This window comes from Cellulosilyticum sp. ST5 (assembly GCF_046529625.1).
GTDB classification, from domain to species: domain Bacteria; phylum Bacillota; class Clostridia; order Lachnospirales; family Cellulosilyticaceae; genus Cellulosilyticum; species Cellulosilyticum lentocellum.
Window position 1 is genome coordinate 3,417,242 of the sequence record NZ_CP132338.1, and the last position, 14,064, is coordinate 3,431,305.

Annotated in this window: 17 protein-coding genes; all 17 read right to left on the reverse strand. The window is 34.4% G+C overall.

From position 1 onward, the window contains the following. Positions 1 to 27 precede the first annotated feature (27 nt). A complete protein-coding gene (locus QTL86_RS16565; protein WP_410495491.1) occupies positions 28 to 1,386 on the reverse strand; it encodes an ABC transporter substrate-binding protein in 1,359 nt (452 codons plus the stop codon). A gap of 162 nt (positions 1,387 to 1,548) precedes the next feature. Then, complete coding sequence (locus QTL86_RS16570) at positions 1,549 to 3,813, reverse strand: helix-turn-helix domain-containing protein (protein ID WP_410495492.1); 2,265 nt, start codon at positions 3,811 to 3,813, stop codon at positions 1,549 to 1,551. A 407-nt stretch (positions 3,814 to 4,220) separates the two neighbouring features. Continuing rightward, entirely contained in the window at positions 4,221 to 5,897 is a 1,677-nt protein-coding gene (locus QTL86_RS16575) for a YcdB/YcdC domain-containing protein (RefSeq protein ID WP_410495493.1), read from the reverse strand. 175 nt (positions 5,898 to 6,072) lie between these two features. Beyond that, positions 6,073 to 6,264 (reverse strand): DUF2922 domain-containing protein, encoded by a 192-nt coding sequence (locus QTL86_RS16580; protein ID WP_410495494.1) that lies wholly within the window; start codon positions 6,262 to 6,264, stop codon positions 6,073 to 6,075. A 113-nt stretch (positions 6,265 to 6,377) separates the two neighbouring features. Then, the gene (locus QTL86_RS16585; protein ID WP_127065333.1) at positions 6,378 to 6,692 is read right to left on the reverse strand and encodes a WXG100 family type VII secretion target; all 315 of its coding nucleotides are present in this window, start codon (positions 6,690 to 6,692) and stop codon (positions 6,378 to 6,380) included. 53 nt (positions 6,693 to 6,745) lie between these two features. After that, on the reverse strand, positions 6,746 to 7,045 hold the full coding sequence (locus QTL86_RS16590; RefSeq protein ID WP_127065332.1) for a WXG100 family type VII secretion target: 300 nt from the start codon (positions 7,043 to 7,045) through the stop codon (positions 6,746 to 6,748). A 112-nt stretch (positions 7,046 to 7,157) separates the two neighbouring features. Next, positions 7,158 to 7,601: a DUF5085 family protein gene (locus QTL86_RS16595; protein WP_410495495.1), complete on the reverse strand. Its 444-nt coding sequence runs from the start codon at positions 7,599 to 7,601 to the stop codon at positions 7,158 to 7,160. Beyond that, positions 7,582 to 8,070 (reverse strand): hypothetical protein, encoded by a 489-nt coding sequence (locus QTL86_RS16600; RefSeq protein ID WP_127065330.1) that lies wholly within the window; start codon positions 8,068 to 8,070, stop codon positions 7,582 to 7,584. Before QTL86_RS16600 ends, QTL86_RS16595 begins: the two co-directional genes overlap by 20 nt. Positions 8,071 to 8,212: 142 nt before the next feature. Beyond that, the gene (locus QTL86_RS16605) at positions 8,213 to 8,539 is read right to left on the reverse strand and encodes a hypothetical protein (protein ID WP_127065329.1); all 327 of its coding nucleotides are present in this window, start codon (positions 8,537 to 8,539) and stop codon (positions 8,213 to 8,215) included. A gap of 86 nt (positions 8,540 to 8,625) precedes the next feature. Next, positions 8,626 to 8,802, reverse strand: a complete 177-nt coding sequence (locus tag QTL86_RS16610) for a hypothetical protein (RefSeq protein WP_190283487.1) — start codon at positions 8,800 to 8,802, stop codon at positions 8,626 to 8,628. A gap of 155 nt (positions 8,803 to 8,957) precedes the next feature. Continuing rightward, on the reverse strand, positions 8,958 to 10,286 hold the full coding sequence (locus QTL86_RS16615) for a hypothetical protein (protein WP_410495496.1): 1,329 nt from the start codon (positions 10,284 to 10,286) through the stop codon (positions 8,958 to 8,960). Between the two features lie 55 nt (positions 10,287 to 10,341). Next, on the reverse strand, positions 10,342 to 11,082 hold the full coding sequence (locus QTL86_RS16620; protein WP_127065327.1) for a PP2C family protein-serine/threonine phosphatase: 741 nt from the start codon (positions 11,080 to 11,082) through the stop codon (positions 10,342 to 10,344). Between the two features lie 24 nt (positions 11,083 to 11,106). Next, entirely contained in the window at positions 11,107 to 12,675 is a 1,569-nt protein-coding gene (locus tag QTL86_RS16625) for an FHA domain-containing protein (RefSeq protein WP_127065326.1), read from the reverse strand. Between the two features lie 3 nt (positions 12,676 to 12,678). Beyond that, positions 12,679 to 12,990: a WXG100 family type VII secretion target gene (locus QTL86_RS16630; protein WP_127065325.1), complete on the reverse strand. Its 312-nt coding sequence runs from the start codon at positions 12,988 to 12,990 to the stop codon at positions 12,679 to 12,681. A gap of 9 nt (positions 12,991 to 12,999) precedes the next feature. Then, positions 13,000 to 13,338: a WXG100 family type VII secretion target gene (locus QTL86_RS16635; protein WP_127065324.1), complete on the reverse strand. Its 339-nt coding sequence runs from the start codon at positions 13,336 to 13,338 to the stop codon at positions 13,000 to 13,002. Between the two features lie 14 nt (positions 13,339 to 13,352). Next, a complete protein-coding gene (locus QTL86_RS16640; protein ID WP_127065323.1) occupies positions 13,353 to 13,667 on the reverse strand; it encodes a WXG100 family type VII secretion target in 315 nt (104 codons plus the stop codon). Positions 13,668 to 13,677: 10 nt separating this feature from the next. After that, complete coding sequence (locus QTL86_RS16645; RefSeq protein WP_127065322.1) at positions 13,678 to 14,037, reverse strand: hypothetical protein; 360 nt, start codon at positions 14,035 to 14,037, stop codon at positions 13,678 to 13,680. Between the last annotated feature and the right edge of the window lie 27 nt (positions 14,038 to 14,064).

A 14,064-nucleotide genomic window follows, 5' to 3' on the forward strand; every position in this document is an offset into this window, starting at 1 on the left:
GGCAGCCCAGGCTGCCCTCTTCTTTTTTTACTGAATACCTAATTTTGCTCTTGCATCCTTCCATTTTGTATTTAAGGTTTCGAGTTCTGCCTTTAAATCAAAGCCATTCATTACCATTTGCGCTCCAAGTTTTTTGTAATCAAAAGCTGTTTCATTTTGAATAGCCGTAAAGTCATCTCCACCACCATCATACATAATAAGTACTTTATCTGAAGCAAGTGTATCTGCTTCTGCTAGTACAGGATCTTTTTCTTTAGGGAAGTTCTTCATAGCTGATGCAGAAGAAACATAAGCTAGGTAATCTGGATACCATGCATCAGAATAAAACCATTCTACAAATGCAATAGCTGCTTCTTGATTTTTAGACTGTGAAGTTACACCCATAAAAGAGTCTCCTTGAACAACCACATTATAAGGGTCATTTACAGTATCTCTAACTGGAAGATAGAAGGTACCTAGCTGAGAGGTGTCCTCTGCTGCATTTTGAATATTTTGAAGTCCCCAGTCACCTAGTGCAATCATGGCTGCACCTTTAGTAGCAAAAAGATTGGTTACTTGATCATTTCCAAGTCCTAAAGGATCTTTTCCTAGTACACCTGAAGTAAATAAGCTATTTACCTTTTGATAAGCTTTATAAATATCTGTACCTTCTGCAAATGGTTCATCTTGAGTCGCCATCGTATTCCAGTTCTGACCATTTCCTGACTCTAGTGCTGGCATGAATTCCATATAAGGATAGTCTGGCCACTCATCTTTTAAACCGCATGCTATTGCCATAAAATCTGGGTTAGCTGCCCCAAAATGGCTTTGTAGTTTTTTAGATACTTCTTCTAATTCTCCCCATGTAGTAGGCACTTCTACGCCTGCTTCCTTAAACATATCTTTCCAGTAGTAGACATATTCATAGCCTGATGTCATTGGGATGCCTAATACTTTGCCGTCTATAGCATAGCCTGCTGCTAGTTCATTATTGGCATTAGCTGTCGTTCCTGATAAATCTACTAAGTAATCTTTAAATCTAGCTAAAGTAAAGGTTTTATTAAACATCACGTCTGGCAATTGATTTGCTGATGTTCTAATCTTCATGGTATTCCAGTACTCACTATCATCTTTAATTTTTTCAACTTCGATTTCTACATTAGGGTACTGTTCTTGAAATTTTCCAACCATATCTTGTTCTTCTATAAAAGTATTTAAGTTATTATCCCATATAGCAAAAGTAATTGTTCCTTTTAAATCAGCGCCTGTACTTTGATTCGTTTCATTATTGCTTGCCGGATTAGTACTGCCCCCTGGATTAGTACCTGCTCCTGAATCACCACAACCTACTAATGTAGCCATGGCTAATGCCCCAGTTAAAAATGTTGCTACCAGTTTTCTTTTCATAAATACATACCCCCTTCGATTTGGTACCTTTAGCATATCTATTTGCTTCCAAACCCACTAGGTTTTATAGTTGTTTTTCTTGACAATTCTTCACTTTTTAAGATTAACCATTTTTCACTTTTAGTTAGAATTCCTTGCAAAAAGTAAGAAAAACCACGTATTTTACATGGTTTTTCTATATTGAAGTGGACTTATTCCATAATATTTCTTAAAAACACGATTAAAGCTTTCTACATTACGATACCCTACCATCTCAGCAATTTCATATATTTTAAAAGTAGTTGTCTTTAACAATTCTTTTGCCTTTTGCATACGAAGGCCTGTTAGGTAGTTCATAAAGGACTCTCCCGTCTCTTTAGAAAACTTACTAGTAAAATATTTCTCATTTAATCCTACATACTCTGCTACTTCTCCCAGAGATAAATCTGGATTTTCATAGTAACTACTAATATAATGCTTTGCTTTCTTAATGGTGTCTGTTTCTTTTTCCCCTAATTTACTTGCTTCATAATCCACCAACCATTCTATATAATTGGTAAGCCATAGTTTAAGGCTCTTTATATCTTCGATACGTGCTAGCTTTATTTCATAAGGGACTGCTTCTCCAAAAACCTCGTGAAAATTTGCCTGTGCTTCTTCAAACTTTTTAGCAAGTGCTAATATAACTGCTAGTACCTGCCACCTAGCTTCTTCTATTTTCTCTTTACCCATCTTATTAATGGTGCTAAATAACTTTTCTTTTTCCTTTAATATATTTCTTTCATCTGCCACATAGATAGCAGTTGCCAACGCCTCATACTGTGGTACTAGGGACATCACCTTATTTACTAGGGAATCCTCTAAAGAAAACATCACCTGTTTCCCTTTTAAATATCTATAAAGCTGTGTTTCTTTTACCTTGGCTATCTGGATATAAAAGGCTTCCCCGCCAAATACTTTTTCCCCTATACAAACATCTATCTCAATGCCAAATTCAGCTTTTGCTACTTTTTGTAAGGCACTAATCATCTGATACGTTACATCTAAATAGGCTTCTTCTGTCATACGATAAAAGGCATACATATGCATACTGTCTTCCACATATACCGTACATCTCGCACTAAATCTAGGATTTCTCATAAAACAATGAATCACTTTTTCTATTTCGATCTTTTCTATTTCTTTTCCCTTTGAATCATTTAATACAAAGTATAAAATGGCGTAGCTCTCCTCAAAAAAGTCCTTCGACTGCTGCATAACTTCTTTAGGCGTAATATTCCCTGTCATAAGTTCTTCAAAATAGGTTTCCATAGACTTTTCTACACGTTTCATCTTCTCCTCATACTCAGAAATAAGCGCCTGTAATCTACGTACCATGGCATTAAAGGAATGAATCATCGTTCTAATTTCATACTGTCCTTCTGGTGATATATGTATAGCCAGTTCCCCTTCTTCTACTTGTCTTAATCCTGTATTAATTTTTTCTATAGGTGCAACGATACTACGTATGAAATACCTAGAGCAATATCCCACTAATAGAAGCATCCCAATAGCTACTAATAGTACATATTTTGCCGTCTTCCAAAACTCACTTGTTAATTCTTTTGTAGGTATATAACTTTCAATATACCAGGTATCTTCATACAATGTAACGGGTGTCTTCACGTAGGTATACGTAGGTCTTAAAAGTATTTCTTGGTCCGTAATAGTAGAAAATATAATCTCTCCATCTGCCGAGCGTAGCTGCATTAAACCTAGCTTATTTTTGCCACTTAGATATTCCTTATTATAAGCCTTCATCTTATCTCCTGTACGTGATAACTGATAAAGGGCTATCATTTCAATCCGTTCAGATCGATCTGTCTTCCTATCTGGTGCCAAGGCAAACACTAACATCAGGTTATCTTGTTTACTTCCACTGTATAACTCATTACGCCCTTCACTTGTTATCCAGCCTACTACTACTTGGTTGTTACGTTGCAAAGCTGTTTGATACCATTTGGTCCCCTTTATTTTTTCATAGGACCAATTAATAGAATTCTTATAGAAGCTTGATTTGCCATCCTTCATATAAAAACCTACCGATATAATATCTGATACAGGCTCTAGTACTAAGCCTCCTGCTTGATTTAATTTATTTTGATAAACGTTTCTCTTCTCTAAATCATTTGTATTGGTTCCCGCTGCATAATCTAATACTTCATTATTATTGCCATGTACTAAGTGAGATAGTCTCATAGACATTGTTTGGATATCAGAGGATAACTCAGTCATAATCGTTTCTTGCGCACGAGATATATTTTCTATTGCCTGAATTTTAAATTGCTTATTTAATATATTTAGTACACCAATAAGCACAATTAAAATAGGCACCACAATAAAGCAAATAAAGGTAAGATTAAATACTGTTTTTAATCGAAGCTTAGACCAATTAATTTGTTTATTCATATCTAAATACTTCCCCCGTTTTATTTTTGTGTACTCATTTAAGAAATATCTAAGTTATACTTTTAAGCCTTTTCTTAATTGTATCATAATTTTATTATTTATTACTAAAAATTACTCTTTTTGCGAGTTAGTTTTGTAATAAATATAGTAAAAGGCGACCATTAACATTAGCTCTTACTAATGTTAATGGTCGCCTTTTGCATGATTTTTATTTTACTATAACTGATATTTCGCTCCAAATTCTAGACAGATTTTATGATTAATTTTAAGTCTGTTGAATCATATCTCTTACTTACTTTTCTATCATTTTCACATATATAGTAATACCACTCATGATCCTTGAAATGATAGGTTATTGTTTGAATTATCCCCCTAACTATCTCTATTGCCGCATTTGCTATAGCAAACTACTTATTCTCTTTGCTATTAGTTTCTACCTTTTCCATTTCAAAATTGGTTTTAGGCTCCAGATACATATATACAGGCACAGCTTGCTGCTTAGAAACTATTAAATAATAAAGCTTTAAGTCTAACATTCTAGCTAATTCTTCTCTAGTTAATGGGTCAGAAGCTGAAATCACTTTGCCTTTGTATAAATGCTTGGTATAGTATGCAATTTCTTTTTCTTCATGGTTATAGGTCAAAGAAAAACCATAATAGGGTACAGGTATACCGTTAATAAGTTGCAAATAGCTATAGTTGCCTACCGTGCCATGCGTGCTGCGTAGTTCAGCCTTTTCCCAATCCTTAGGATTTAACTTCTTTAGTAAAGCTTCTACTTCTTGAAGTTGCTTTTCTGTAGGCTTACTATCTGATTGCATATTTTCCCTAGGCAAATTTGTATTGTCATAGACCATTACCTCACCTGTTGCAGCTTCACACACTACGTCTAATACATTAATATATTTATAATCTAGCTTATTAGTTTCATATTCCTTTTTAAGACTTTCCACGTTCCCTTTATATGCCTCGGTATAGGCCATTAACTTTAGATTCCAATAGGTCTTTCCTTCTCCTTTGGTAAGTTGTTTTTCTATAATAAATGCATTATTAATGAGCGGAAAACTTTTAGCTGCTACTGACTGAGCTTGTTCTGGTGTTAATAAATAATCATACTTTATGTATTCTTTAAATGATGCCTCGTCGAACTGTAGATGTTCCTCTGAAAAAGAACCCACCTGGCTACTTAAAAGAGAATTCATAGGATTCTTTAAAGTTCCCACTTCATCTGTCCAATACTCTCTTTCAAACTTAGGCATCACTATACTACCATCTATTGCCTGAATGCCATATTTATAAGGATTCTCTAAGTGATAGACTAACACCTGCTGATAGGCTCCTGATTCATCTTTACTCAGCCAATACATTTCCTCCAATGGCATCTTATTAACAAACGCTACTCTAGCTTTCTCTATAGATAGAAGGTTTTCTAAAGGCTTGTATTCTCCAACAAAAGGTGAAATACCATTCATTAACACTACCCTTCCCGATGTGGTATAAATACCAATACTCACCTTTTCATCATAGACTGGTAGTCCATCTTTATAATATTGAAACTCAAAATACTTAATCTCCTCTTCGGGTTGCTCCTTATCTATGTATTTTAACGTCTTAAGGTCATAGCCACCTTTTTCCTTAAGATATTGAAGTGCCTTGTCATAAGCTTGCTGCTGTGTTAACTTGATCTTCCCTTCTCTTTCTGTGTCATAATAATTGGTAAAGTACTGAAGCACCTGCCCTTTCTCTGTAAAGGCAATTCTGATTTCACCGCTGTACTCTTCAGCTTTAGGATTGGTCCAAGCAATTGCCCACTCATCTACACCCCATCTTTCTGAACCTGACCATTCTAAATACTCACATCTAAAAGAAGCAGGTACCTCAAAACGTTTTTTGAGCCCATTAATTGTGCCTTCTAACCTTTTATAATTTTCGCCTTGTGTTACATCATAGTTTGTTTCTTCTTCATAAAATGATAACCATTCATTCCCCTCATCATTTAATACCTCTGCTTGTATAACCCCTATACTTAAGCTTAATACACTTAAAAATAGATAGAGCTTCATAAACCCCTTGCCTTTTTGCATATACTTCCCCCTATATTTGTATTTTCTTATTACTATCTTATTATTTTCTGAATATATTTTCAATTAAAAAAACATTCAATGAGACCTTTAACATGCCTTTTTCTTTCTGACTACACAAAAAAGCTATTTCTAACATTAGCTCTTGCTAGTGTTAAAAATAGCCTTTTGCATCTAACTATGCAAGTGTGATTGCTTCAGTTTGCTGAACCACATATTTAGTGCTTACCTTAGTAGCTACTAAACTGTCTTCACCTAAAGCATTTGCAGCAATAATATCTGTCATTGCTGAAGAAATTTCATCACTTGTAAGACCTTCTTTTGGTTTAGTGATGGTTAAAATCCTGCGTGAATATCTCTTTATCTTCATCCATCACAATAACGCCATAGTTCCTTTGTATTCTCTCCATCCGCTCATTACTTCCCCCAAAAATAATTGGCAGGAGGAAACCCCTTTTCCCTCTTGCCAACTATTATGTACTACTATGAAATCACTGAGTCTGTTAAACCTTGACCCTGTTCCATATTAAGATTTTCAGCTTGTTTATATTGCTCTGCCATTGTATTTAAATCTTGTGAATGTTCTTGGATCATACGATTCATTTTGTCAATGTCCGTTTGTAAACCTTGAAACTTACGTAAATAAGTAGCTGATGCTTCCCCTTGCCAAGAACCACTTAAATTCTTTACGATTCCCATCATTTGATCCATTAACCCTTTGATTGTATTTCCTTTACCACTAAAATCACCTGCAGTTGCTTGTAACTCTTCTGGGGTTACCTTTAAAATTCCTTCCATATGCTTGACGCCTCCTTATTATTTCACGTATCTGTTATTTTTATAAACACTTCTTAGTAATTTCTATTTCTTGCAACTTCAGCGTTAGCTGATTCAGTCTTTTCATATTGTGCTGCGATTTGTAATAATGCAGCTATATAGTTCTCCACTAACTTATAGAAATTATCCATTTGTCCTTTATCTTTTACAAATGCTGCATGGAAATTGTCATTTGCTTGACCAACCCATTTACTCTTTAAAGCACCTTCAATCGTTTCTAAATTTCCCACTTCTCCTTTAAAGCTTCCATTTAATCCTTTTAGTTCTTCAGCTTTTGCTCTTAATTCTGATGCTGTTACTTGAAAAAATGCCATATTACTTTCCTCCTTGTTTTCTTTGATAACTATATACTATCACAAATTTTTAATTTTCATTATTTTTACTACCAAATGCACTTTTAAGTGTTTGAATAACCAGTTTAGATTATTAAAACGCTCTATAGCCTATCTTCAACGTCACAAAACGTTTGCCATCTACATTATTCATAATATGAAATGGTGGTGTAACCTGTTTTAGGCTTGTAGCTTTCATGAGTTCTAGTAGTGCTGAGTAAGCTTTTTCTGTATTCTCCTCAAAGCGACTTTTAATGCGGATAGACATCATATCGTCTATAGAGAAGTAACTATAAAAACGGAGATCACTAGTCTCCTGTATATCCTCATCTTTAACTGGCACAAAGAATTCTACTTTCATTATCTTCTCCTGTGGCACATTGTTAAGGGCATAAAACACATTACCATTAGGATGTGCTCCTGCTAATCTTACTTGCCTTAAAAATTCTGATAGATGTCTCCCCATATCTTTATAATAAAAGGTATCTTTTTTTGAAATAACATTTTGGTAGCATATGCTATCTCTCATCGAAATCATGTTTACTTTCACCTTCCCTTATTGGTGCATAAATATCTATAACATATTCCCCATACACAGGTAGATAGATATAGTAATAGGGCTTTTGTAACTGTACACCCATCTTCTCTGCTATAACATCTAAAATCAGCTCAGTTGACTTAACCCCTTCTTTGTCATCTTCTTCATCTCTTTCCATATGCCTTATCTTAATACCATCTGGTATGCAGAACTTGTCTTGAAAATAAAAAACTTTATCCTCCGTCAAACTAATCCTGTGATAAATAGGAAAATAAATCGTCATTTCTGTTTTCTCTGTATCCTTATTGGTTTCTTCCCATCTAATTATAAAAGGTCCTGTTACAAATAGGTCATTATCAATAATAAAGCGCTTAAACTCTTTTACTCTGTCACCCCATTCCCTTTTATAACAGTTTGTCTTCATACTTAATACATTTTGAAATTCTAACTTGCCTCTCTTGACAGCCATACTATCCCCCTCTGCTATTTGACCACATGTGTTATGTAATATGTTCTGTAATATGTATCCTTTTTACCTATTAGCCTTCTTATATTCTCTTGATTCTTTTTGTATCATACTATATGGGTTATATAATATATGTTTCTATTCTTTATGCCCCTAATATAAACTCTGTATTTATTCCTATAATATTTAAAATCAGCTTTGCCAAACATAGTATAATAATAATAGGCATATGCTTAATAAAAACACGTATAAATATCCCCCTTGACTCCCATGTAGTAATAACATTTTGTTTATATACAGCTCTAATGCTGATCATACTAATTGCATTTATAATCATCAACATATGTATAGGTGAGTAAATGACTTGCTTTAAAATCCCTCCAGTTATTACATAGGCTATTATATAGGCCATTATGTAGTCCTTATAACCTAATCCATTTTCTTTCATAAGCTTTTTTATAGTTTCTTTCACTACTTCACTTCCTCAATGTTTTTCATTTAGCTCACGTAACTCTTTTCCCTACCTTTTATCTTCCTTGTATAATTTGTATATTCCTATTACCATCCAAAGATAAGTTCTGTGTTTATTCCACCCATGCTGCAAATCATTCTAGTTCCCCACAGTACAATAGGAATTGGCATATGTTTAATAAAAACATGTATACCTATCCCTCTAGCATCCCATGTAGTCAAAACATCTTGCTTATGAATAGCTATGAGTGAAAGTGTGATCATTGTATTTATAACCCAATATATATGTGTGGGTGAGTAAATGACTTACTTAACCATTCCTATCGCTAGTGGATATCCTATTATGTAGGCTATTATATAATTCTTATAATTTAACCTATTTTTTATAGTCTTTTTCATTATCTCGCTTCCCCTTCTACTCATTTGCCTTGTATAGCTCCAGAAATAGCAACAGATTCATTTATAGTGTCTGTCACAGGACCTTTTAAAGTTTGTATTACAGTCTCTGCTTTTTTTGCTTCACTAATTAATTTATCAATATGTATAATTTCTGTTTGCAACACATATGTTTTCTTAGTTACCTCATCAAATGCAGTTACTCTCGTTACAATTTTATTATCTTGCATACTACGTGTTATTGTTTGTGGTAAACCTTCTGGCATATTAGGTTGTTTTCTAACTATATTACTACAAACCTTAGGATTTTTAGCAAAGTCTGCAATATTATAAATGTCACTACCTATACAAATGGCTCCTGTTGCTAAAGAAACATTATTAAAGTAACTTTCTCCTTTTTCTTCACCAAACACTGGTTTGTATACCCAATCCCTCAATGGATTCAACGTTTCATCATATGGTTTATCCCATATACTATTCCATATCTTATTTGCTCCTTCTACTATATTAGATGTTCCTTCAGCACATAAATAAACATTAGCAGCTTCACCTGCACATATAATTCCACTTCCTATAGGAGCTGCAGCACCACCAGTCTGTGTTGTAACATACCCCCCTGCTATCCATCCCCCTGCTTTTACTAATTTTCCAACGCCAAAGGTTCCTGCTCCACCAACAAATTGTAATACCCCTAAGGTTCCATTCTTTAATCTGTCTCCATTTCTCCAATCTTGTAGTTTTTCTTCGTCTAGTAAAATATTATATAACTCTTCTAGCCTAGCTTCTTTCTTGTCAATATTAATGTCTAGTTCATCCATCCTTCTTCCAAAAGCTTCTTTCGCCCTTCTTTTTTCCTCTTCTTCTGAGAAAACAATTTGTAGTGCTGCTGGCTGTGTTGTTTGCATTTTAATTAAATTTGGTATATATGCTCGAGGTGTCCCATATAATTTCTCTAATTCTTCTTCTAGCCTTAAAATTTCACTTATTAAAGTTGGTGGATACTTAGGATCACTAAAATCTATAACTATTGTTGCTTGCGAATTCTTTGTTTCCTCTTCTGCTGTAACACTTAATGTTTCATTATTACTCAGTTTTTGTTCAGTTACTAAATATAATTGCTTGGTATCACTCAAAGCCTTTCCCCACTGCTTTAACTGCTCTTTCTGAAGCCGCATTTCTTTCAGTACATTGTCTATTTCAACCTTTATAGATATAAAGTTCTTTCCATATATTCCAATGCAACCTCTTACTTTATCTATATTATCGATATACTCACCCAGTTGTTTAGCACATTCTGCTATGTCATTGGTACACCCATCTACTTCTCCATACTTTATATCAAAATAAGACATTCCTTATTCCCCTTTCCCCTCACTTTACATAATCCCCATCTATCTCTCTTGCTTTTCACTCTCCTGTTTTCACCAAGATGATTGATACATTATCTTTTGCCCCGGCGTGGTAAACGCTATTCATGAGTGCATCTATCCCTTCTCGTACTGATGCACTTTTATTCATTTTTTTAAGCACTTTTAAAACCTCTCTAGGTTTAATCATCTTATATAGTCCGTCACTACATAAGAGAAATAATGCATCTTCATTTAAGCAGTCTGTCTTAATGGTTATACTTAGCTCTGGGGTTGTTCCTACTGCATTAATTAATTTGCCTCGCTTAGCACTACTTATAATTTCTCTTTCTGTAAACTTCTTCTTAGTCATAATATCGTTTTCCCATACTTCATCCATAGTAAGCTGATTAAGCTTTCTCTTTTCTAACTTATAGATTCTCGTATCCCCCACTTGAAAAATCGCATAGTTTTTTTTGTATAACAATAAAGCCGAAACGGTTGATCCGCATACGGCATTATTGTTATACTTTTCATATATGTATGTATTAGCTTGTTCAATGTAATTTCTTACAGATGTCACTAGTTTGAAGAAATCCTGTTCGTAACGATTCTCTTCTATATTTCTCCACCATATGCGTAGATTTTCTGTAATAGCTCTACTTGCTTTCTCCCCCTCAACATGTCCCCCCATACCATCTGCTACTACAAATAAAGAAACTTCTCCTTTACTAAGTGCCAGTATGCTGTCTTGGTTAACTGCCCTGATTAAGCCCGTCCTTGTATCTCCTGCATATTCCATTGTTCATCTCCTTATGTCAGTGCACTATCTTACTTCTAATTTAAATTCCAATCTACCTAATTTAATAATGACACCTGACGAGATTTCAGTTTCTGTTAGTACTCTATTTCCATTTACATAGGTACCATTAGAAGACTCTAAATCCATTATGAATAGTTTATTATCGCCTCTCATTTCAATCTCACAATGCTTACCTGATACTGACTTATCATAGTCAATAACAAGAGTTGAGTTCTTGCTACTTCTACCTACAATCACACTGTGTGCAATAGGTACTTGAAAAGTCTTAGAAGGCGATTTGATATCCGTTAAGATAAGTGTCTTTCTCTTAGGCTCATCCCAAATTCTACAGGTTCCCTCTTCTCCATCATTTCCAGCCATCTCTGTTGGCTCCTGGATTTCATCTTCTTCATAATTTGCTACTACGTGACTCGAGATAGTTTCAAAGGAATTTTGCTGCTTTTTCTTCTTAAGGAATATCATGATCATGAATCCAATCCCACCAACCACTACTACACCTATTGCTATGCAAATAAGGTAGAATTGCATTTTGTTAGCTGTTTCTACCTTTGAGGTTTCATCTTGGGGAGTTTCTACTACTTCTGAAATTAATGTGGGTGTTGGTGTTACTTGCTCTGCTTCTTTTACCTTAAACGGCATTAATACATCTGCTGTTAGGCTATACACTTCACCTGAATCTTCAAATGTAAGCTTCGAATTCTTGATACTTCCATCCAATAAGTCAGCCTCTGGTATAACTTCTAATCTCGTAATCGTTCTATCTTGTGCTATCTCCTGAACAAGTAACTCTAAATCCTTTACTTCATCCATCAAATAGTACTTGACATTTGATGTTCTCGATAAGGCAAACATATTCTTTAATGTTTCCTCGTTCTTTCCATTACTACAGCCAATGGTGTAAATAGGTATGGCTTTCTCTTTCACCTTAATATAAAGTTCTTCCTTGGTATAACCTAATGCTTTATTATCTACCCCATCAGAGATAATAATAATTCTATTGTAAACCTCTTCTGGTGTAGCAAAATCATTTTTTAACACTTCATATAATACATCCGTGAGATAAGTTTCTTGATCTTTATATGTTATAGACTGTATTGTCTTTTTTAGCTCAATATAGTCTGATATATAGTCTGTTAAATAATGAATCTCCTTGTCAAAAGTCGCAATTCTAACAAGTTCATTGTCCTTTTTCTCAGCAATGAACTCAACTAACATATCTTTGGTTTTCTGCCTATCATCCTTGGATATAGAAAAGGAATTATCAACTAAGACTAAAGTCTTCATTGCTACATCTAATTGACTAATGGCACTAGGCTTTATATGGTCACATAAGTTTACACCGAGCTGATAAGTCACTTGTTCCATCTTTCCTGCAGGTGACTTTACAAATAAAAAGATACTGTCTTCTACTGTACTAGTAGATACAATTGCTGCCTCATTTGTTTTTCCGTCTTTAATTCCTGTTCCCATCACTACTGTTTGCCCACAGCCCATGAATAACATAACCGCTAATAGTAGATAGATGTACTTTTTTCTCATTATCTCACCAACCATTTTTATATTTTGTAACATTGTCTAGTAAGTACGCTTCACTGCAATTTCAATAGCCGCCTTTTCCTTGCTATAAATAAATTGTGTTCGAGATTTAAGACGTCCTGCAATATCTCTTAGATTTTGTGCTGTAGTGATAGTATTACTTTTTAGTATTTCTCCTTTTCCAAGGTACAAATTAGCATTGTCACCTTTCCAACTTGCAGCTATGCTTTGTAAGGTAGTGTCAAAAGATTTGGACCCTAATGTCTCCATCTGTTCAGCAATTCTTTCTAAAATGCTTGCTTGCATCATCATCATTTCAAAATCTACATCTATTTTGTTATATTGGCTCATAATAACCTCCTATACGATTACATTATCCGTTAATGCATTGGCTATATTTTCTACTTCTTTCTCAGTAGTCATATAGTTGCTGGCGATGATTTTTAGATCCCTTGGATGCTCATCTAATCTACGCATCATATCTTGTATATCTTCTTTTTGATCGTTATAAAGCTTTCTATGTAAATCCCCAGCTTCACCTATCCAATAAGCCTTTGTCCCCTCGACTTTTTGCTGAATAGTTTCCATCTCTTGCTTGATAGAACTGACATCCTTTATGACTTCATCTGCTTTAGCTATAAGGATTTCTGGTGTTACTTTTAACGTCATCATACTAGCCATGATTTTAGGTAAATCCATGATACCTTCCTCCTCTACATTCCCTCAATCTTAATATTCTTGATTACTGTGTTTACACTAGATTCACACTTCTCATACTCTATCTTTGCTGTTTTTATACTCTCTACTAAACCAGTCAGAATATCACAAATTTCCTTTAAGGTACTATAGTCTTTATTAAACTGCATCATAAATGCCATATTAGCCGTACCTGACCACATACCATCTAATTCTTTCATATTAGTAAACATATTATCCATCTTTGCCTTTACGGTGCTCAGTGCCCCTTCTAGTGCAGTAATGTCATTTTGCATGATTACTGTATCTGTAGCAATCTGTTTAATCCCCATTTTCTACCTCCTAATCCAACTTAATATCCTTAAGTTCATTTGCTATACTACTAAAATCGTTTTTGTTAAAAGACACTTGAAATGCCCAGCTATCGCCTAATTCACATTTTGAGATAATGCGCTTTTCCCCTTCATTATAATAGGTCAAAACTAGGTTTAGAGCTTGTAGCAGCTGTACATACTGTCTTTGCTCTGTTTCTAATTTCTTAAGCTGACTATTTAGACTATCTCTTATGTCTTCTACCCCTGATATAGATGCTAAAGTTTTCACTACCTTCTCTATTTCCATAATCATTGAATGACGCATGTTTATTTGCTTTTCTATATCTTTATAGGACAGTTGTAATTCGTCTACTACAATATGAAACATATCAAGCTCCTTTCTTTTTTGTTATTT